This window comes from Campylobacter lari (assembly GCF_004357905.1).
Classification (GTDB): domain Bacteria; phylum Campylobacterota; class Campylobacteria; order Campylobacterales; family Campylobacteraceae; genus Campylobacter_D; species Campylobacter_D lari_D.
Genome location: NZ_SMTT01000009.1, coordinates 23,956 through 44,658 on the forward strand (window position 1 = coordinate 23,956; position 20,703 = coordinate 44,658).

Here is a 20,703-nt window from a genome sequence, read left to right on the forward strand (position 1 = left end):
TGAAAGGATGAAAAATGGAAGAAAACAACAAAAATGAGTTTGATGATATTATCTTGCAAAAAAGCAATAAAAGTGAAAAACTTAAAAAAATTTTACTCAGATCGATTATTTTAATTATTGTGTTTTTGGTAGTAATGATAGCAATGAAGTTAATTAATGATCCAGGCGAGGAAAAAACACTACAAATGCCATCAGAGCCGCAAGAGCAAGCTTCTTATGAAAATAATTTTAATTCTTTGCCTATTACGGATAATACTAAAGAAGAGGATGAATTTGAAGCTTTAGCTAGAAAACTGAAAGAAGAAAGTTCATTGGCTGATGCAAATAATACCATAGAGGAAAAACAGGAAATTCCAAGCAATAGTGTATTAGATCAAATTACATCAACAGAACCAAAAGAAGAGCCAGCTAAGGTGGAAGAAAAACAAGAAGAGATTAAGCCTGTAGAAAAATCTATAGAAAAACCAATTCAAAAACCTTCTGAAAAATCAAAAACTAATGTTGTTGAAAAGCCAAAAGCTCCAGAGCAAAGCAATGCAAATGAATTGTTTGAGAGCATAAAAACACCGCAGACTCAAACACACCTTGCAGCAGGTACTTATATCCAAGTTTTTTCTTTAAGTAGTCTTGATCCAAAGTCCAAAGAATTGAGTATACTTAAAGAAAATGGATATGATTATAAAATTTACAAAACAACAGTAAATGGCAAAGAACTTACAAAAGTTTTAGTTGGGCCTTATAAAGAAAGCGAATTAAAGGCTGAATTAGAAAAGGTGCGTTCTAAAATCGCAAAAGGTGCTTTTACTTTTAGAGTAAAATGAAAATTTTCACAGTTATAGGTGATCCTATTGTGCATTCTAAATCTCCAAGAATGCACAATAATGCTTTACAAGTTCTTAAAAAAGACGCAGTATATACAAGATACCATTTAAAAAATAAAGCAAAATTAAAAGAAATTGTTCAAAAATTTGATGGAGCAAATATTACTATACCTTTTAAAGAAGAAGCGTATAAAATTGCAGATTTTTGTGATGAAAGTGTTAAGCAAATAGGATCTGCCAATACTTTAATAAACAAAGATGGTAAAATTTATGCTTGCAATACAGATTATTTGGGATTTTTAAAAGCAATTGAAAATTTTTTTTCTATTAAAAATGCTTTGATTTTAGGTGCTGGTGGCACCGCTAAAGCTTTAGCTTATGCTTTAAAATCTATAAATATTGAAGTTGCAATAGCAAATCGCTCTAGTGTTAGATTTAAAAATTTAAATAATTATCCATGTTTTTTATATGATCAACTTGATTTAAATACACAATTTGATTTGATAATAAATACGACTAGTGCAGGTTTACATGATGAAAGTTTACCTTGCGAAGAAAGGATTTTAAAAAATATTTTTCAAAAAACTAAGTATGCTTTTGATGTTATTTATAGTAGAGAAACATCTTTTTTAAAGTTGGCACGAGAAAATGGATTAAAAATAAAAGATGGCACGCAAATGCTTTTATGGCAAGGTGTTTTTGCTTTTGAGCTATTTTTAGAGTGTCAAAAAACAGAAGAAATTTATAAAGCCATGGAGATGGCTTTAAAACTTCCTTAGTGACTAAACCAAGATTTGATTTTATCAAACAAGCTTTCTTGTTCTATAAAAGCTTCCTCATTTTCTAAGCCAAAGCTTTTTTCAAGTTGCAATAGTAGATTTTTTTGTTCATCAGTAAGTGTTTTTGGAAATTTTATTTCAATTTGTACAATATGCGAACCAAGTTTTCCATTGTGAATATTTTTAACACCTTCATTAGCTAATTCAAATTTTTGTTTATCTTTTGCACCCACTGGAAGTTTAAGATCAGCTTCTCCTCTTATGGTGGAAATTTTAATTGTCTTTCCAAGAGCAGCTTGGGTAAAAAATACAGGTACTATGGTATATATATCATCATCATGTCTAATAAATTTATTATCATCTTCTACAACGATTTTGATATACAAATCACCTCTTTGAGAAGAATTTGGAAGCTCATTTGCTTTGTTTTGCACTCTAAGACTCATACCATTATCAATACCTTCTGGTATATCAAGTTCTATATGATCTTTTATTTCTTCATAACCATTTCCATGGCATGTTTTACACTTATTTTTTATTATTTTCCCACTGCCCTTACAATGATCACAAGTTTGTACAAAAGTCATAAAACCTTGTCTAACACCAACTTGTCCTTTTCCTCCACAATGAGAACAAATATCTTCTTTTCCATTTTCTGATCCACTACCATTGCATATTTTACAAAATGTTTTATAGGTAAAATCAATTTCTTTTTTGCAGCCAAAAACAGCCTCTTTGAAGCTAATCTTTACCGCTATTTTTAAATCATGTGGATATTTTTTTCCTCTTTCTTTTTTACGCGTTGAGTTTCCAAAACCAAATCCATCTCCAAAAAAACTTGAAAATATATCCCCTAAATCAACATCTCCAAAACCACCAAAACCACCGGCTTGTCCTTTTAATCCTTCTTTGCCGTATCTATCATATATACTTCGCTTTTCATCATTGCTAAGTACTTCATAAGCTTCATTGACAAGTTTAAATTTTTCTTCAGCTTCTTTATCTCCTTGATTTCTATCAGGATGATATTTTAATGCCATTTTTCTATAAGCTTTTTTTATAGTTTCTTTATCTGAAGTTTGAGAAATTTCTAATATTTCATAATAATTAAGTTCCACTTTTTTCCTCTCTTGAAAAATTAATATTATAATTTTAGCAAAAAAATAAATGAATAGTTAAATTATGTGTTATAATATTAAGTTTGTAACATATTTTCACTAATAAGGGGTAGAGATGATTAATGTTTTAATGATCGAAGATGATCCAGATTTTGCAGAGTTTTTAGCAGAATATTTGGCCCAATTTAATATCAAAGTTACTAATTATGAAGATCCGTATTTGGGAATGAGTGCTGGTATAAAAAATTATGATTGTTTAATTCTTGATTTAACTTTACCTGGACTTGATGGTCTTGAAGTTTGTCGCGAAATAAGAGAAAAATATAGTATTCCTATTATTATTTCTTCAGCTAGAAGCGATTTAAGTGATAAAATTGTAGGACTTCAAATAGGTGCGGATGATTATTTGCCAAAGCCTTACGATCCTAAAGAAATGCATGCAAGAATTATGAGTTTAATCCGTCGTTCAAAACGCGTAAATGAAACTCCTGAAAAAATAATCAATTCAGCTTTTAAAATTGATGAAAAAAGACATGAGATTAGTTACAATGAAGAGGTTTTAATTTTAACTCCTGCTGAATATGAAATTTTAAGTTATATGATAAGACAACATGGATTTTCAGTTAGCAGAGAGCAGCTTGTGTATCACTGCAAAAGCTTAAAAGATAAAGATTCTAAAAGTTTAGATGTAATTATTGGTAGGCTTAGAACTAAGATCGGCGATAGTTCGAAGGCACCAAAGCATATTTTTTCAGTTAGAGGGATAGGATATAAATTAATAGGATGAAAGTAACTATTAATCTTAAGATTACCGTTCTTTTTGCAACGGCTTTTTTGTTTGTTTGTGCTTTGTTTGTGCTCTTGGGTAAGGTTCAGGTTGATTCTTATTTAACCAATGAGCAAAATAGACAAAAAGAAATTGTAGAAAAAATTATATATAATTTAGAAAGAAAAGAAGGTTTTTCAATTCATGATTATCTTCTTTCTAAGTCTTTTAAAATAGTTGAAAATGAACGCAGTGCAAAACATATAGTTGCAAAAGGTGAAAAGGTGCTTAAGGTTAATTCTGCTTACGGTAGTTTTTCTTCTATTATTTACCATAATCAAATTTTTTTTTATGTTGAACAAGCTAATTTAAAGCAGCTTTATGAGCTAAATGCATCTACGCGTTTAGAATATTTGTTTTTACTAAGTTTCTTTTTTAGTTTGATTTTGATTATATTTTTATATTTTTCTGTTTTAAGATCTTTAATGCCTTTAAAAATTTTAAAAAAGAAAATTAAAAATATTAGTGCTGGAAAAATAGAACCTTTATCCGAATATTCACAAATTAATGATGAGATTTCAGAAATTTCTTTTGAATTTGACCATGCTATTAATAAAATACAAGAATTAGTAAAATCAAGACAATTTTTTTTAAGAATGATTATGCATGAACTTAAAACACCTATTGGAAAAGGTAGGATAGTTTGTGAGATGCTAGACAATCAAAAGCAAAAAGACCGCTTAGTAGCGATTTTTGAAAGACTTGAATTATTGATTGATGAATTTGGTAAAATTGAAAAAGTTTTATCTAGAAATTGCCAACTAAATTTGCAAACTTATCATTTGAGCTTAATTTTAGAGCAGGCTGAAGATTATCTCATGAGAGATGATTTTTATCAAAAAGTTAAGATTTCTTACAAAGAAGATACTATGATTGTTGCTGATTTAGAACTTTTTTCCTTAATGCTTAAAAATTTGATTGATAATGCTATTAAATATTCTGACGATAAAGCTTGTGAGATTATATGTTCAGGGGACTATGTAATTGTTAGAAATAAAGGGGTTCAACTTAAAAAAACTTTTGATTATTATTTGAAACCTTTTGTAAGAGAACAAAATACTCAAGTTGAAGGTATGGGATTGGGGCTTTATATTATCAATAATATTTGCAATCTTCATGGTTATAATTTAACTTATAGTTATGAAGATGGTTATCATATTTTTAAGATTGTTTTTTCAAGGTTAAAATGACTTGAAAGATTTAGAAAAATTTAATGAATTGGTAAATGCATTTTCTGCATTGCCTACTATCGGTAAAAAGTCCGCATTAAGACTTGCTTATCATGTTTGTATAAAAGATCCTTTGCTAGGTTCTAAACTTGCTTATAGTATTGAAGAATCCATTAGAGGGATTAAAAAATGTATACAATGCGGGGCTTTAAGTGAAAATGAATTATGTGAAGTTTGTTCTGATATAGAAAGAAATAATAATATTATTTGTATAGTGCAAGATCCTAAAGATATATTAATTTTAGAAGATAGTAAAAGCTATGATGGGCTTTATTTTGTACTAGAAAATACCAACGAAGAAAATATTACTAAATTAAGAGTAATGATTGAAAACAAAAATACTAAAGAAATTTTTTTCGCTTTTACTCAAGGCTTAAATTCAGATGCTGTAGTTTTTTTTATAGAGGAAAAATTAAAGGATTTAAATTTGAGTTTTTCCCAAATAGCCCAAGGTATTCCAAGCGGTGTTAGTTTGGAAAATGTCGATTTTATATCTTTACATAAGGCTATTAATCATAGAACTAAACTTGATTGATATATTTTTTAAGTAAAATTATCCATTCATTTTTGCTAATGTCATTTATAATTTCATCGGCAAAATCACAATTTTTAACTCTATTTTTGGTAAAAAGTAAAATTTTATTTTGTGAATTTTGTATTTTATACTCATGTAGTATTTGACTAAAATGTAAAATATCGAACTTTATGACTTCATAATCAACCAAAATTAATCTAAAATTTAATTTTAAAGCGTTCTTAAAATCACTTAGGCTATCTACGATTTGATTATTTGAGCAAAATTGATTGGTTATATTTAAAATTAGATTATTTTCAAAACTAGAAGATTTAAAAATCAATACATTGTATAAATTTGCTATTTGATAACTTTCTTCTTTAAAATTTGTACTTAAAAAATTGATAAGATCTTTGACATTGACATCTACAAATGTGTAGTTTAGCATATTTTTTATTTTCTTCTTTGAAATAATAAAGGAATATTTTTTCTCTACTTTTTGAAAATCATCAAAAATTTCACTACTAATGCCTATGTCTAATAAAATACATTGTAATAAAAAATTTTCAATCATATCATCATTTACAATGCATGCGTGGATATTCTTAAAAATAATATTTTTTGTTTTTGTATTTATTTGATATTTTTTTAAAATCGGTTTTAGTGCAATGGAATTTTCTAATCGCATATAGTTAAAACTTTGAATAAGATATTGCAAGTTTTTTTGTAAAAGTTTGTTTTGTATTTTTTGATCTTGCAATTGTTTTTGCGTTAGCTCAAATGATGTTTTTAATTTTTCTTTTAGATCTATTAAAGAGGTTGAACTTGATATTTTTAAAAATTTTTCTATTTCTTGAATAATGATATTATCTTTTTTAAGTTTTTGATTTTTTATGATTAAATAAATACATGTAGCGATAAATATTAAAATACTAATAGAGGTATAAATATAGAATAATTTTTGATCAATTGGATATAAAAAATAATAATTGAAAAAACATAAAATCAAAGTTAAAGAACTAATAAAAAATATCATAAATTTTCCTTAATTATTTTGGCTATTTTTATATTAGAAAGTGATTTTAATTCATTAAAATCGGCTTTACTGATTTTATCAAAACTACCGTAATAATCTAAAAATTTTTTAATATAACCTTGAGAGATTCCAAGTTGTATCAACTTAGAGCTTTGTAGGTCCTGTTTTCTTTTTGTTTTTTGGTGAAAACTAATTGCGAAGCGATGTGCCTCATCGCGTAATTTTTGCAAAAATTGTAATTTTTTATCATCGGTAGAAAGTTGAATTTTTCCTTCTTGAGTATAAATTTTATCTTTTGCACTTCCTTTTGCTCTATAAGCTTTAGCATCTATTTTTTCTTTAGATATAGCTAAAATATCCACATTTGCTCCAGAACTTTTAATAATATCATTTGCTAGTTTCAATAAGGCATTCCCACCATCAATCAGCCATAAATCAGGCGGTGGATTTTTATCAAAGGATAAAGCTCTTTTACTAAGGATTTGAAGCATTTGATCATAATCATTTTTATAAGATAAATGATAGTGTCTATAAGAGCTTTTATCAAATTTCCCATCTTTGAAGGCTACTAAAGCACCTACAATTGTATCACCTTGCATATGAGAATTATCAAAAATTTCTATATGATTGGGATAATTTTGCAGATTGAAAAAATCTTTTAATTCTTTTAAAAATAAATAACTTTCATTTTTTAAATGCTTTTGTATGTTTATTTTTGCATTTTCTAGAGCAAGCTCGCATAGGGCTTTTTTTTCACCAAGTTTTGGCGATTTAAGGTAAAATTTTTTAGAAAATCTCTCGCTGAGTAGATCTTGCAGTAGCTTCATGTCTTCAAAATCTTTGTGTGTATAAATATGAGTTGATTTTATTGGAGATTCTTGTGTGTAATTTTCTAGAATATATTGTTTATAAATTGCATTTAAGTCAAATTCGTTTTGATTATTAATAGCTAGTATTTTATGATTTGAACTAATGATTTTACCATTATTTATTACAAAACGCACCATGGAGAGTATGTTTTCTTCGCAATAAATAGCATAAATATCAAAATCTTCTAATTTTGCAAGGTCTATTTGTATTTTTACACTTAAATCTTCAATTGTTTTAATTTGATCCCTTATAAGAGCTGCTTCTTCGTAGTTTTCACTCTTTGCGTATTCAAGCATTTTATTTTCTAAATTTTTTGTTAAAGATAAGGGATTTAAAAGAGCTTGTGTGGCTTTTTGGATAATTTTTTCATATTCTTGTTTGGAAATTTTTTGCTCGCATGGACCTTTGCAACGCTTAATCTGATAAAAAAGACAAAGTTCTTTGCAAGATTTCTTTTGTCTTAGCTCAAAAGATAAATATAAAGCATTTAAAAGCTCTTTTGCACCTTTAAAAAACGGACCAAAGTATTTTATTTTATTTTTTTTGATGATTTTTCTTGTAATTTCAAATCTTGGAAAATCTTCATTTAAGTCTATATAAATATAAGGGTAGGTTTTATCATCTCTTAATAATATATTGTATTTTGGGTGTAATTGTTTTATAAAAGAATTTTCTAGTATTAAAGCATCGGCCTCGCTTTTTGTGGTAATAAATTCTAAATGATGGGTTTGACTAATCATCTTTTGAATTCTTAAACTATTGCTAGGATTTGGGCAAAGATTTGGAGTGAAATTAAAATAACTTCTAACGCGGTTTTTTAAATTCTTGGCCTTACCTACATATAAAAGCTTACCTTGTATATCAAAATACTGATACACGCCAGGTAAATTAGGCAAGGTTTTGAGTTCATTTTCAAGCATTTTTTATAAGCTTTCGCAGTTCTTCAAATTTATTATATAAAATAGGATTTTCAAAATGGTTTTTAAAATTTCCATTAGAAAGTTCTAGATGAGTTTTTTTATGTGCGTTAAAAGTATTGTTTTTGGATATAAAGTTTTTGTCGCTAAGTATTTTTACATTTTCCACTTTTGCAAAATTACTCATTGGCTTAGCTAAAATATAGTTTTTTATGAGACTTTTAATCATTTTTTTGGTATTATCGTGATTAAGTTCCATATATGCAATGTGGTGTTTAACTAAAATAATCAAAGTATTATTTTTTATAAAGAGTTTAGTAATCATTTGTTGGTGATTATGGTTAAACAGTTTTAAAAACTCTTTATATTGCAAAAGTGCTTTTAAAGGTCTATAATGTTTATATTTTTTAGAATTAGCAAATATATCAATAACATCACGACTTGTTTTAATTTTATTTTCAACTTCCATTTAATTATTGTAACATTTTTTTTATTAATATTTTTAAGTGCATGTGGTTATAAAGCTGCTCCATTTTATGAGATAAAAGATAATAATGGCAGTGTAAAGGAAATAAAAAAATTTCAATCTTTGGAGAGTGAAATATGAACAGGATGTTTTTTTTACTTTGTTTTGGTGCTAGTTTTTTACTAGCAAATCAAAATCATGAATTAAATTTAGCTTTTAGTGTTTTAGGTGTAAGTGTTTTAATAATTTTTGTATTGGGGTATTATTTTATAGCAGCGGAAGAAAAATATCATATCAATAAAACTAAACCTGCTTTATTTATAGGAACATTTTCTTTTATTGTCATTGGTATATATATGGTAGTAAATGATTTAGACACGCAAATACTTGAAGAAAGTGTTAATCATCTTATCTTGGAAATCGCACAAATTGTGTTTTTCTTAATAGCAGCAATGACTTTTATAGAAGCATTAATAGAAAGATCGGTTTTTGAAACTTTAAAATACAAACTTGTAAGCAAGGGTTATACTTATAGAAAATTATTTTGGCTAACAGGAATTTTGGCTTTTTTTATCTCTCCGATTGCAGATAATCTTACAACGGCTTTGATTTTATCTACTGTGCTTTTAACTATAGATAAACATAATAAAGAATTTTTAATCCCAGGCGCTATAAATATTGTAGTAGCAGCTAATGCTGGCGGAGCTTGGTCGCCATTTGGTGATATTACTACTTTGATGGTTTGGACGGCAAAAAAAGCTACCTTTTTTGAATTTTTTGCTCTTTTTCCTGCTTCTTTTATTGGATGGTTTCTTACGGCTTATTTGCTATCGCGTTATGTGCCTGATATTGAGCCAAAATTTCATAAAGATAATCTAGAAAAAGTTGAAATTAAGCCGGGTGGTAAAGTATTTATTGTGCTTGGTTTTTTAACTATCGCTTTAGCAGTTTTTATCCATAGTATTTGCGATTTACCTGCAATGTGGGGTATGATTTTTGGTCTTTCTTTGCTCAGCTTATATATGTATTTTTTCAATAAAAAACAAGGTAAAAAAGATTTGAATATTTTTCATTATATGACGCGTATTGAAATGGATACTTTATTATTTTTCTTTGGAATTTTATCTGCTGTGGGCGCTTTACATTTTGTTGGATGGCTTACTTATGCTTCCGATCTTTATACAAAATTTGGAGCTACTAGTATTAATATAGGCGTAGGATTTTTATCTGCTATTGTAGATAATGTTCCGGTTATGAGTGCGGTATTAAAAGCTAATCCAAGTATGGATGATACTCAATGGCTTTTAGTAACTCTTACAGCAGGAATTGGAGGATCATTAATAAGCTTTGGCTCAGCAGCTGGTGTGGGGGTAATGGGAAAAATGAAGGGAATTTATACTTTTAATTCTCATTTAAAATATGCATGGACGATTTTAGTTGGATATATAGTATCTATTATAGTTTGGTATGTACAATTTCAATTGTTAAATTTATAAAGGAGTTAGATGAAAAAAGCAGATATTTTGGTTTTGGACTTTGGTTCGCAATATACACAGCTCATTGCAAGAAGATTAAGAGAGCAGGGCGTATATGCAGAAATTTTACCTTTTAATGTAAGTTTAGATGAAATTAAAATTAAAGAGCCTAAGGGTATTATTTTAAGCGGTGGACCGGCTAGTGTATATGCAAATGATGCTTATTTTTGTGATAAAGGTGTTTTTGATTTAAATATACCAGTTTTAGGAATTTGTTATGGTATGCAACTTATGGCATATCATTTTGGTGCAAATGTAGCTCCAGCAGGTCATAAAGAATATGGCAAAGCAACTATAGATATTCAAAATGATAGTGACTTGTTTAAAAATTTACCTAAAAAACAAACGGTATGGATGAGTCATTCTGATAAGGTAGAAAATTTACCACAAGGTTTTGAGGTTTTAGCAATAAGCGAAAATAGTCCTTTTTGTGTATTTGGAGATGAAAAGCGTAAATTTTTTGCTTTACAATTTCACCCCGAAGTTCAACATAGTGAGTTTGGAAAAAGCATCTTAAAAAATTTCGCTAAGTATGCATGTAATTGTGATAGTATATGGAATATGGGATCTTTTGCAAAAACTCAAGCGCAAAAAATTAAAGAAGAAGTGGGTAATGATAAGGTATTATGTGCTGTTAGTGGTGGGGTTGATAGCAGTGTAGTGGCTGCATTACTAGCAAGTGCGATAAAAGATCAAGTGGTAGTAGTATTTGTTGATAATGGTCTTTTAAGAAGCGGTGAAAAAGAGCAAGTTGAATATATGTTTAGACATACTTTAGGTATTGATCTAATTAGTATTGATGCTAGGGAGATTTTTTTAAGTCGCTTAGCAGGTGTTAGGGATCCTGAACAAAAGAGAAAAATTATAGGAAATACCTTTATAGAAGTTTTTGAAGAAGAAGCTAAAAAACATAAAGATGTAAAATATTTAGCACAAGGAACTTTATATACTGATATTATTGAAAGTTCGGTTGTAGGGGCTAGTAAAACCATAAAATCTCATCATAATGTGGGTGGGTTACCTGAAAAGATGAATTTAAAACTTATTGAACCTCTAAAAGAAATTTTTAAAGATGAGGTAAGAGCTTTAGGAATAGAACTTGGCTTGAGTAAAGATGTAGTTTATCGTCATCCTTTTCCGGGACCAGGGCTTGCTATACGCATTATGGGTGAAGTAAATGAGCCTAGTTTGGAGCTTTTGAGAAAAGCTGATGTGATTTTGATTGAAGAATTAAAAAGCAGTGGTTGGTATGATAAAACATGGCAGGCTTTTTGCGTGCTTTTAAATGTGCAAAGTGTTGGCGTAATGGGAGATAATAGGACTTATGATAATGCAGTTTGTGTGCGTGTGGTGAATGCAAGTGATGGTATGACAGCTACTTTTTCTCATTTACCTTATGAGTTACTAGAAAATATTTCACGCCGTATTATTAATGAAGTAGAAGGAATTAATCGTGTGGTGTATGATATTTCTAGTAAGCCGCCAGCGACTATTGAATGGGAATAGTTATTTAGTGCAAAAATAAACAAAAGCAGGAGGGAGATTTTGCCAAATGATAGGTGAAATTTCTACCTTGCTAAAAGTAGTAAAAAGTTTTTTCTTAAAAGCTCTTCCTTTTGGCGTGGGCAGTATATATGCAAATGTTGCAAAGCAACCATTTTCCTCTAAAACTTCATGAATGGATTTTAATAATAAATCTTGTTCTTTGGAATTTAATAAAGCCCAAGGAATTCCAGAAATAATTAAGTCTGCGTTGTTGATTGCTCTTTTTTCTAACATATCAGGTAGAAATTCCGCTGATCTAATTTCTAAATCTATATTTTTTATATTTTGTTGTAGTTTTTTTGCCATATGTGGATTAATTTCAACTGCAAAAAATCTTGCATCATGATTTTTTTGCTTAAGGATATATTTGGTAAAACTTCCTGTTCCAGGTCCTATTTCAATAATATTTTTTGCATGTTGGACATGAGAGGTTATGAGTTTGCTTAGTTTTTTTGAGCTTGCACAAAATGCTCCTGTTTGCTTTGGATTTTTAAAGTATTGATATAAAAACATAGATTAAATACCTAAGATAGTTATTTTTAATAAATTTTAAAATATTATTGTAAATTTATGAAAACAAAGTTAAAATAAGAATTTAATTTTTCTTTAGATCAAGGATTTGGATATGCATGGAAAAATAATGGTTTATGTGGATGGTACTGGAAGAGGAACAGTAATTAATCTTGCAAAAACATTTTTTGAATTTAATAAACATGCTTGGCACGATAAAAGAAGCATGCCAACGGTTGGTATGTTTGTTGAGTTTAGATCCGATGGAAAGCATATTACAGATTTAAGACCTTCTAAATTTCAAGAATTTGGAGATAATGATTTTATCAAAGAAAGAGATTTTTGGAAAACAGATAGTGATGATGAATTGGAGGATTTAAGACTAACAAGGCGTGATGCTTATGTTCAAGAGCTTTATAGAGAAACTGATTATGATAATCTTGATAAGATTACTCTAAATTTGACTATCCCACAAGCTATTCAAAGGTATTTTTATAATGAAACACTATCAATCAATGCTGTGAAAGATATTAATACAGATGAGGTGCCATATATTATAGATTTTTTTGCTATGAAGCGTTTTTTACATAAGGCTTTGGATACTTTGCTTTTTTCAGATAATACCATTAACCAAGCTGACTTTTCTGCTATGAAAAATATTATAGTACATCTTGAAATGGCTTATAAAGATATGAAAGATAAACAAAAACATATCAACATGGAGCGTTTGTATGATGAGGTCTTTTTGTCTCATCAATGTCATTATCAAGCCCTTCTTGCTTCGATCGACAATAGGAAAAATAGAAAATTAGCACTTGATCGCCAAATGAGTACTTTGATTACAGATATTAAATCAAAACAAGCGAGAATAGAAACAGAAAGTGGCAAAAAACGACAAGAATTTGAAGAAATGATACAAAGTAAAAAACAAAAGCTTGTTGAAATAAAAAATGAAGTAGATTATTTTACAAAAAGCATTGAAAAATTAGAGGCAATGAGAAAGTCTTTCTATGAAAAAAATCTTACTATTTTTAATAATAGTTTTAATATGGCTAGAGAGAAACTTTTTGAGAAAATTAAACAAGGTTTAAATATATGTGCTACAAAATTAGATATAGAAATTTGGAAAAAATCTTTAAAATCAACAAGTATAAAAAATTCTTATTTTAAAACTGCAAGCGAAATTTCTTTCTGCACTCTTTCTTTTGCTGAACTTTATTTAAATAGATTAAATAAACATGCACTAAATCCAAATGATCAATTATTGCTTTCTTATGTTAAAAAAGTAAGAAAAGAATGTGAAAAAAGTTTTTTAATAGTTACTTCCAATCCTGATTTATATGTTAATATGAAAATCCAAATTTTTGCAATGAATCCTTATTATGTTGTTAAGCATGCACCTAAAAAAGTAAATTATCAAGGATTGATGAAAAATACTGAATTTGATATAGTTTATGTAGATGAAAAAACTATTTGGGCATCTGTTGCTGATGTTATTTTAGAAGGAAAGTATTTTTTAAAAAAGGACTCTAAAACTAAATTCAAAATTTTATAAAAATCCTTTTAAACCCTATTTTTAAGTTTTCTTAGTTATAATTAGAATGCCTAAATGGTTCGATATGGTATTAAAGAGGATCCAACACATTAATTATAAGCTGTGATGTGTGATTTACCGTGTTCTGTGACTTCGTTTGAGTTTTGAAAAAAGCGAGAAGCTGCAGCCTTTAAAAATCACCTAATGGCATACTTTGACTTTTTGAGGGTCAGACACTTATACTCCGGCCATTTGGGTTTTGATATTTTAAGGAAAATAATGAAAATTTTAATATTAGGAAGCGGTGCTAGGGAATATTCTATCGCTTTGGCTCTTCAAAAAACAAATAATAATTTGGAATTTTATTTTGCACCAGGAAATGGTGCTACCGCTAAAATAGGAACAAATCTTAATATGAAAGATCCTAAGGTTATTACAGCTTATGCAAAGGCATCTGAGATTGATCTTTGTATAGTTGGAAGTGAAAATTTTCTAGCAGAGGGTATAGTAGATCTTTTTAAAGAAAATAATATTGCTATTTTTGGTCCTACTAAAGCTGCTGCTATGCTTGAAGCTTCAAAATCTTATATGAAGAGTTTTTTAAAAAAATATAAAATTAAAACAGCTAAATTTTTAAATACAACAGATTATGAGAAAGCTAAGAAATTTATTATGAGTTTAACTCCTCCTATAGTGGTAAAAGCAGATGGTTTGTGTGCGGGCAAAGGTGTGATTATTGCTCAAAGCCATGAAGAAGCTTTAGAGGCTACTAAAAATATGCTTAGCGGAGAGAGTTTTGGTGAAGCTGGTAAGATTGTTGTTATAGAAGAATATCTCAACGGATTTGAATTAAGTGTATTTGCAGTTTGCGATGGAGATGATTTTATATTGTTACCTGCTGCACAAGATCATAAAAGATTACTAGATAATGATAAGGGACCAAACACAGGAGGAATGGGTGCATATGCTCCAAGTATTTTAGCAAGTGAAAATTTATTAGAGCAAGTAAAAAAAGATATAGTAGTACCAACTCTTAAAGGTATGAAAGAAGAGGGTGCTGAATTTGTTGGAGTGTTGTTTATAGGTTTGATGGTTGTAAATAATAAACCTTATGTTTTAGAATACAATGTGCGTTTTGGTGATCCTGAGTGCGAAGTTTTGATGCCTTTGATAGAAAATCCTTTGGATTTATTTTTAGCATGTGTGAATAAAAATCTTGCAAATACTCGTATAAAAATCAAAGATGAATTTGCAGTAGGTGTGGTTTGTGCAAGTAAAAACTATCCTTATAAAGATTCTCCAAAAGCATTAATTGATATAGGAGAAATTCCGCAAAATTCTCATATTTCTTATGCTGGAGTAGTTTTAGAAAATAACAAACTATATGCTAGTGGTGGTCGTGTATTAGTTTGTGTAGGAATTGGAAAAAGTATTGAAGAAGCGCAAAAAAACGCTTATATGCTTTGTGATAATGTTCATTTTAAAGGAAAACAACATAGAAAAGATATTGCTTTTCAGGTTCTTAAATGAGTGCAAATCAAGAATTATTTGACAAACTAGAAAAAGAAGAGCTAAAAATAGCAAGTTTTAAAAAAAGATTTTTAGCTTATATTGTTGATAGTTTTGTGATTTTAGCTATTGTGAGTATTATTTTATTTGATAAGATTAGTTCTATGCAAACTTATGATGAAATTCACAATCTTTTAATACGTTTTGCTGGTGGAACTTTAATTTTGCAATTTACATATCATAGTCTATTTACATATTTATATGGTGCAACTTTAGGAAAAATGCTTTTGAAGATTATGGTTATTGATCAAAACTTATTAGATAAACCAAATTTCATTCAAAGTGCTTTAAGAGCAGGTGTGAGGCAAATTAGTGATATGTTGTATGGTTTGGGTTTTGCTTGGGCTTTAAGCAATATCGTTTTAAAAACTTGGCATGATTATGCGGCCAAAACAGTGGTGATAGATCTTGCGTAAAATATTACTTTCTTTGGCTTGCATAGGAAGTTTATATGCTTCTAAAGTAGATATCTATGCTTTGGATGTTGTTAAAAAAAATGATATTATAGAGGCAAAAAATAATGTAGTTGTGGTATCTGATTTTTATTTGATAACTGCAAGCGAGGCTAAATTTAATGAAACAACAAAAGATTTGGAGCTTTTTGGAGATGTTAATATCTTAAGGGGGCAAAAAGAAAGAACTAATTCTACTTATACGAAGATTAACTTAAAAGATAACACTACAGCTTTTAAAAATTTATTTTTTTCAAATAATGATTTGGAGGTTTGGCTACAATGTCATCAAGCTAAAATTGATGACAAATTTGTAATGAGTAAAAAGTCTGTTGTATCTAGTTGTAATGTTGAAAATCCTGATTGGGAAATTCGTTTTGATGAAGGCAAATTAAACAAAGAGAGTAATTTTTTACATCTTTATAATGCAAGATTATATGTAAAAAATGTTCCGGTGATGTATTTACCTTATTTTGGTTTTAGTGTAGATACTAAAAGAAAAAGCGGATTGTTAATTCCCCAAGTAGTTTTAAAACAAAGTGAAGGGCTATATTATAATCAGCCAATTTATTATGTTATTGATGATAATGCGGACATTCAATTTGAACCTCAGATTAGAACAAAAAGAGGTTATGGCTTATACTCAACTTTAAGATTTATTGATACCCCTTATTCTCAAGGTGAAATTAGCGGTGGTATTTTTGGCGAAAAATCAAGTTATAAAAGAGAAGAAAATTTAAAAAATAAAGAACACTATGGTTTAGAGGTTAAATATTCAAATGAATCTTTATTTAAAAGTCTTTTAGGTGAAGAATTTCAAGAGGGTTTATGGGTTGATGCTACTTATTTAAATGATGTTGATTATATGAATTTAAGTTCTAGCGCAAAAACCGAAGCTTCTTTAGTTACTTCTAAAATAAATTATTTTTTATCAGATGATGATAATTATTATGGTGCTTATGCAAAGTATTATATAGACACTTCTAAAATTAGCAATAAAGATACTTTACAAGAATATCCATCTTTTCAATATCATAGATATTTAAATGGATTTTTTGATAATTATATACAATATAGCTTGGATGCTTCTTTTCATAGGTATTATAGACATACGGGTATTTATGCTAAAACTTTAGATTTTGATTTACCTTTAATTTATCATACGAGTTTTTTTGATGATTTTTTAAATTTTGCTTTCACAGAAAGGATATATGCAAATTTTGTAGATTATTCTAACACAGATGTTAAAAACCAAGAACATTTATTTAGAAATTCTCATAATTTTTCTTTATATACAGATCTTTCAAAGCCATATGAAAATTTTTATCATACTCTATATTTAGGGGTTAATTATTTTCTACCTGGAGCTAAATCGGGTGAAATCACTGAAGATTTTGTAGAGTTAAAAAATGATCCTGAGCAACTTAATTTTTCAATGTATCAGTATTTTTATAATACTTTAGGCAAAAAAAAATTATATCATAACTTGAAGGTTAAATACTTTACTAAAGAAGGTAGCTTTGGTGCTTTTGATAATGTTGTAGAATATTTTTACAATGATTATATAAGTTTAAGAAATGAAGCTGAATATTCTGGAGCTGATAATCGTTTTGATAAGGTTTTTAGTGAAGCTTTGTTTGATTATGGTGAATGGAAGATTAGTTTAAACCATGCTTATAGAATGTATGAAAATGAAAAATATAATTTTATAGGGACTAAAGCCCAATATGATATAAATACTAATTATCAAATTTTTGGTGGATTGTGGTTTGATTTGAACAAAGAACCTGAAAAATGGGAAATAGGTTATACTTATCAAAGAAAATGTTGGAATTATTCTTTGATGTATCGCAAAGATATTTCACCTAAACTTACAAGTGGTGGTATTAGTGCTAAAGATCAAAGTGGTGTATATTTTATGTTTAATTTTTATCCATTAGGCGGGGTATCTTATGATTTTTCTTTAGAGGAAAATGAAAGGTCGATATGATATTTTTTGAAGATGAAAAAGATGCACTTGAGAAATTATATGATATATTGCCATTAAACAAACTAAAAGATTATATTATTATTACACCTTCTTTAAAATCGATAGTTTTTGTTGATGCACTAGCACAAAAATTAGAAATTCCATATGATTTTTTATTTACAGAACAAATTAAAGCTCCTAATAATGATGAATGTCAAATAGCTATGATTAGTGAAACAAAGGAGTTGGTTTATAATGAGGCTTTAGTTAAAGCTTTTGATATAAGTTTAGATTATATTTATGGTGAAGCCAATAGAACCTACGAAGAAAAAATTTTAAAAAATGTGTATCGTTATAGAAAAGGAAATCTTTTAAAAGATTTAAAAGGGAGAAATATTTTAATATTGCATGAAGGTTGCGAAAGTGGAATTACTGCTTCTTCATGTATTAAAAGTTTGTTAAAAGAAGAAGTAAATAGTATTGTTTATGCTACTGCTTTAATGCCAAGTGATGTATATGAATATATCGGTGTTTTTGTAGATGAGGTTTATTGTGTGCAAAAAATTGATCATTTTGTGAATATTGAGTTTTATTTTAAAAATAAAACGATTTTGCAAGCTCATGAAATTTTAGATATTTTAGAAGAAAGTAAATATTATCTTCCATTAAAGAGATAAATTTATATCTAAACAATAGGTTGTTTAGATATAAATTTATAGGCAAAACAAAAACAGGCTTTTTAAGTTTTAATTTTTAAAATTTAAAAAGCTTATTTGGTTTTTGCCTATGATGAAAATATTAAAGGAAAAATCATGCGACATGAAATAAATATTAATAATCATCTTGAAATATTTGAGACTAATAAGGTTGCAAAACAAGCAGCGGGTGCAGTTTTAATGCAAGAAAAAAATGCTGTAGTTTTGGCAACTGTTGCTAGAGAAGAAAAAATGGTAGAAGAGGATTTTTTACCTCTTACGGTACAATATATAGAAAAAGCTTATGCGGCAGGAAGAATTCCAGGTGGTTATGTAAAAAGAGAAACTAAACCAGGTGATAATGAAACTTTAAGTGCAAGGATTATAGATAGAAGTTTAAGACCTCTTTTCCCAAAAGGCTATGCTTATCCAACTCAAATTGTAGTAATGGTTCTTTCTGCTGATCCTGAAGTAGATCTGCAAGTGATGAGTTTAAATGCCGCAAGCATTGCTTTATATTTAAGTGATATTCCTATAAAAGCGCCAGTTTGTGGTGTAAGAATAGGTCGTATGAATAATGAATTTGTTTTAAATCCAAGCAATAGTGAATTAAAAAATAGCACCCTAGACCTTTATGTGGCGGGTGTTAAAGATGAGCTTTTAATGATAGAAATGAGAGCTTTAGCAAATAAACAAAATGATCAACATTGTATGAATGAGCTTAATGAGGATGATGTTTTAAAGGCTTTAGAATTTGCAGGCAATGCGATTTTGCGTGGCTCTAATGAATATGAAAGAGTTTTTGCTGCTTATAGAAAAAATTCCAAACTTGAATTTAAAATAGAAACAGATGGTGGTAAAATTGTTGATTTTATTAAAAATTCTTATATCTCAAAGCTTAAAATTGCAATTAACCAAATGGCAAAAAGTGAAAGAGCAAGTGAAATCTCACAAATAGCAAAAGAGATTGAAAATGAAGCTAGTGCTATTGAAGATGAATGGAAAATTGAAGATATTGAGAAAGCTTTATATTTGTGCAAAAGAGAGCTTGTTAGAAGTCAAATTCTTAATGAAAATAAAAGGGCAGATGGTAGAGGCTTGAAAGATGTTAGAAAGATAGATATAGAGACAAATATTCTGCCAAATGCACATGGATCGTGTCTTTTTACTAGAGGGCAAACTCAAGCTTTAGTTATAGCTACTTTGGGAAGTGATAATGATGCACAAATGTCAGATTTGTTAACAGAGAAAAATCCAATATGCGAAAAATTTATGGTAAATTATAATTTTCCAGGTTTTTCTGTAGGTGAGGCTACTCCTATAAAAGCTCCAGGTAGAAGAGAGTTAGGGCATGGAAATTTAGCAAAAAGAGCTTTACATCCTAGTATTAATACGGATTATATTCACACTATTCGTTTAGTGTCTGAAATTTTAGAAAGTAATGGTTCTAGTTCCATGGCTACTGTTTGTGGTGGTGCTTTGGCTTTAAGAGCCGCAGGGGTAAAAAGTGAAAAACTAGTGGCAGGTGTGGCAATGGGACTTGTTTTTGAAGATGAAAAATATGCTATTTTAACAGATATTATGGGTCTTGAGGATCATGATGGAGATATGGATTTTAAAGTAGCAGGGAGTTACGAGGGAATCACTGCTTTGCAGATGGATATAAAACTTGGCGGTATAGAGCAACAAGTTTTAAAAGAGGCTTTATATCAAGCAAAAGAAGCTAGGGAACACATTTTACAATTAATGGAAGAGGCTAATCAAAACATAGTTGTTAATGAAACAATTTTACCAAAGATTGAAATTTTTAATGTAGATCCAAGTAAAATCCCTGATATTATTGGCCAAGGTGGTAAAACTATAAAAGAGATTATAGAAAAATTTGAAGTTAATATTGACTTAGATAGAGATAAAGGTGAGGTTAAAATAGCAGGAATTAATTATGATTTTATTTCTCAAAGCAAAGAATATATATTAAATTTAGTTCATTCTAAAGGTTCTAATAAAAAGCGCGATAGAAAAGAAGTGCCTAAATTTGATATCGGAGAAGAATTTATAGGAAAAGTTCAAAAAGTTGTAGAATTTGGAGTTTTTGTAGAACTTAGAGATGGCGTAGATGGTTTATTGCATAATTCTAAATTCAAGGAAAAGCTAGAAATTGGTAACGAGGTTAAGGTTAAGGTGGCAGAAATTAAAAATGGAAAAGTGTCATTGGACTTAGCTTAATTGTTTAAATTTAAGCATATTTAAGAATATGCTTAAATTTTTATTTTAGATCTTGACAAAAAAATATTCTTTTGGCATAATTTCATTTTTTG

At 28.6% G+C, this 20,703-nt stretch carries 18 protein-coding genes; 13 read left to right on the top strand and 5 right to left on the bottom strand.

All coding sequences use genetic code 11. The features are described from left to right. The first annotated feature begins 14 nt into the window (after positions 1-14). Complete coding sequence (locus E2O22_RS07035) at positions 15-821, top strand: SPOR domain-containing protein (protein ID WP_133319867.1); 807 nt, start codon at positions 15-17, stop codon at positions 819-821. After that, complete coding sequence (locus tag E2O22_RS07040) at positions 818-1,600, top strand: shikimate dehydrogenase (RefSeq protein ID WP_133319868.1); 783 nt, start codon at positions 818-820, stop codon at positions 1,598-1,600. The genes E2O22_RS07035 and E2O22_RS07040 overlap by 4 nt, the downstream gene beginning before the upstream one ends. Here E2O22_RS07040 and dnaJ read toward each other — a convergent pair. After that, complete coding sequence (gene dnaJ / locus E2O22_RS07045; RefSeq protein ID WP_133319869.1) at positions 1,597-2,718, bottom strand: molecular chaperone DnaJ; 1,122 nt, start codon at positions 2,716-2,718, stop codon at positions 1,597-1,599. The two genes, E2O22_RS07040 and dnaJ, sit on opposite strands and share 4 nt — an antisense overlap. A 115-nt stretch (positions 2,719-2,833) precedes the next feature. Between dnaJ and E2O22_RS07050 the strand changes: the two genes are divergently transcribed. The 3 genes from E2O22_RS07050 to recR are packed head-to-tail and all read left to right on the top strand — an operon-like array spanning position 2,834 to position 5,308. Then, on the top strand, positions 2,834-3,505 hold the full coding sequence (locus tag E2O22_RS07050; protein ID WP_066006696.1) for a response regulator transcription factor: 672 nt from the start codon (positions 2,834-2,836) through the stop codon (positions 3,503-3,505). Beyond that, positions 3,502-4,734 carry an ArsS family sensor histidine kinase gene (locus E2O22_RS07055; RefSeq protein WP_133319870.1) on the top strand — a complete coding sequence of 411 codons (1,233 nt, stop codon included), beginning with the start codon at positions 3,502-3,504 and terminating at the stop codon, positions 4,732-4,734. The genes E2O22_RS07050 and E2O22_RS07055 overlap by 4 nt, the downstream gene beginning before the upstream one ends. A 1-nt stretch (position 4,735) precedes the next feature. Then, positions 4,736-5,308, top strand: coding sequence for a recombination mediator RecR (gene recR, locus E2O22_RS07060; protein WP_133319871.1), 573 nt, complete (start codon positions 4,736-4,738; stop codon positions 5,306-5,308). On the opposite strand, the gene E2O22_RS07065 is transcribed toward recR, so the two are convergent. From E2O22_RS07065 to E2O22_RS07075, 3 genes are read right to left on the bottom strand one after another with little or no spacing between them, the layout of a single operon-like run. Continuing rightward, on the bottom strand, positions 5,295-6,323 hold the full coding sequence (locus tag E2O22_RS07065) for a hypothetical protein (protein ID WP_133319872.1): 1,029 nt from the start codon (positions 6,321-6,323) through the stop codon (positions 5,295-5,297). The genes recR and E2O22_RS07065 overlap by 14 nt on opposite strands. Continuing rightward, positions 6,320-8,113, bottom strand: a complete 1,794-nt coding sequence (gene uvrC, locus E2O22_RS07070) for an excinuclease ABC subunit UvrC (RefSeq protein ID WP_133319873.1) — start codon at positions 8,111-8,113, stop codon at positions 6,320-6,322. Before uvrC ends, E2O22_RS07065 begins: the two co-directional genes overlap by 4 nt. Next, a complete protein-coding gene (locus tag E2O22_RS07075; RefSeq protein ID WP_133319874.1) occupies positions 8,106-8,579 on the bottom strand; it encodes a hypothetical protein in 474 nt (157 codons plus the stop codon). Before E2O22_RS07075 ends, uvrC begins: the two co-directional genes overlap by 8 nt. Before the next feature lie 134 nt (positions 8,580-8,713). Between E2O22_RS07075 and nhaD the strand changes: the two genes are divergently transcribed. Then, on the top strand, positions 8,714-10,072 hold the full coding sequence (nhaD, locus tag E2O22_RS07085) for a sodium:proton antiporter NhaD (protein WP_133319876.1): 1,359 nt from the start codon (positions 8,714-8,716) through the stop codon (positions 10,070-10,072). Between the two features lie 9 nt (positions 10,073-10,081). Beyond that, positions 10,082-11,617 (top strand): glutamine-hydrolyzing GMP synthase, encoded by a 1,536-nt coding sequence (gene guaA / locus E2O22_RS07090; RefSeq protein WP_133319877.1) that lies wholly within the window; start codon positions 10,082-10,084, stop codon positions 11,615-11,617. Here the strand turns inward: guaA and E2O22_RS07095 are convergent, their stop codons facing one another. Continuing rightward, the gene (locus tag E2O22_RS07095) at positions 11,618-12,169 is read right to left on the bottom strand and encodes a class I SAM-dependent methyltransferase (RefSeq protein ID WP_133319878.1); all 552 of its coding nucleotides are present in this window, start codon (positions 12,167-12,169) and stop codon (positions 11,618-11,620) included. A gap of 112 nt (positions 12,170-12,281) precedes the next feature. Between E2O22_RS07095 and E2O22_RS07100 the strand changes: the two genes are divergently transcribed. The 6 genes from E2O22_RS07100 to E2O22_RS07125 all read left to right on the top strand — a co-directional run bounded on the left by E2O22_RS07100 (position 12,282) and on the right by E2O22_RS07125 (position 20,611). Then, complete coding sequence (locus E2O22_RS07100) at positions 12,282-13,721, top strand: hypothetical protein (protein WP_133319879.1); 1,440 nt, start codon at positions 12,282-12,284, stop codon at positions 13,719-13,721. A 258-nt stretch (positions 13,722-13,979) separates the two neighbouring features. Next, positions 13,980-15,230: a phosphoribosylamine--glycine ligase gene (gene purD, locus E2O22_RS07105; protein ID WP_133319880.1), complete on the top strand. Its 1,251-nt coding sequence runs from the start codon at positions 13,980-13,982 to the stop codon at positions 15,228-15,230. Next, the gene (locus E2O22_RS07110) at positions 15,227-15,685 is read left to right on the top strand and encodes an RDD family protein (RefSeq protein WP_133319881.1); all 459 of its coding nucleotides are present in this window, start codon (positions 15,227-15,229) and stop codon (positions 15,683-15,685) included. The genes purD and E2O22_RS07110 overlap by 4 nt, the downstream gene beginning before the upstream one ends. Continuing rightward, complete coding sequence (locus E2O22_RS07115) at positions 15,675-17,711, top strand: LPS-assembly protein LptD (RefSeq protein ID WP_243705661.1); 2,037 nt, start codon at positions 15,675-15,677, stop codon at positions 17,709-17,711. Before E2O22_RS07110 ends, E2O22_RS07115 begins: the two co-directional genes overlap by 11 nt. Continuing rightward, positions 17,708-18,367 (top strand): phosphoribosyltransferase, encoded by a 660-nt coding sequence (locus E2O22_RS07120; RefSeq protein WP_133319883.1) that lies wholly within the window; start codon positions 17,708-17,710, stop codon positions 18,365-18,367. Before E2O22_RS07115 ends, E2O22_RS07120 begins: the two co-directional genes overlap by 4 nt. Positions 18,368-18,502: 135 nt before the next feature. Next, a complete protein-coding gene (locus E2O22_RS07125) occupies positions 18,503-20,611 on the top strand; it encodes a polyribonucleotide nucleotidyltransferase (protein ID WP_133319884.1) in 2,109 nt (702 codons plus the stop codon). The last annotated feature ends 92 nt before the right edge of the window (positions 20,612-20,703 follow it).

Coding starts and splice junctions, on each gene's coding strand:
- E2O22_RS07095 (WP_133319878.1), bottom strand. CDS start 12,169: ATGTTTTTATATCAATACTTTAAAAATCCAAAGCAAACAGGAGCATTT.
- E2O22_RS07040 (WP_133319868.1), top strand. CDS start 818: ATGAAAATTTTCACAGTTATAGGTGATCCTATTGTGCATTCTAAATCT.
- E2O22_RS07100 (WP_133319879.1), top strand. CDS start 12,282: ATGCATGGAAAAATAATGGTTTATGTGGATGGTACTGGAAGAGGAACA.
- E2O22_RS07065 (WP_133319872.1), bottom strand. CDS start 6,323: ATGATATTTTTTATTAGTTCTTTAACTTTGATTTTATGTTTTTTCAAT.
- E2O22_RS07125 (WP_133319884.1), top strand. CDS start 18,503: ATGCGACATGAAATAAATATTAATAATCATCTTGAAATATTTGAGACT.
- E2O22_RS07075 (WP_133319874.1), bottom strand. CDS start 8,579: ATGGAAGTTGAAAATAAAATTAAAACAAGTCGTGATGTTATTGATATA.
- E2O22_RS07035 (WP_133319867.1), top strand. CDS start 15: ATGGAAGAAAACAACAAAAATGAGTTTGATGATATTATCTTGCAAAAA.
- uvrC (WP_133319873.1), bottom strand. CDS start 8,113: ATGCTTGAAAATGAACTCAAAACCTTGCCTAATTTACCTGGCGTGTAT.
- E2O22_RS07055 (WP_133319870.1), top strand. CDS start 3,502: ATGAAAGTAACTATTAATCTTAAGATTACCGTTCTTTTTGCAACGGCT.
- purD (WP_133319880.1), top strand. CDS start 13,980: ATGAAAATTTTAATATTAGGAAGCGGTGCTAGGGAATATTCTATCGCT.
- E2O22_RS07110 (WP_133319881.1), top strand. CDS start 15,227: ATGAGTGCAAATCAAGAATTATTTGACAAACTAGAAAAAGAAGAGCTA.
- guaA (WP_133319877.1), top strand. CDS start 10,082: ATGAAAAAAGCAGATATTTTGGTTTTGGACTTTGGTTCGCAATATACA.
- E2O22_RS07050 (WP_066006696.1), top strand. CDS start 2,834: ATGATTAATGTTTTAATGATCGAAGATGATCCAGATTTTGCAGAGTTT.
- nhaD (WP_133319876.1), top strand. CDS start 8,714: ATGAACAGGATGTTTTTTTTACTTTGTTTTGGTGCTAGTTTTTTACTA.
- E2O22_RS07120 (WP_133319883.1), top strand. CDS start 17,708: ATGATATTTTTTGAAGATGAAAAAGATGCACTTGAGAAATTATATGAT.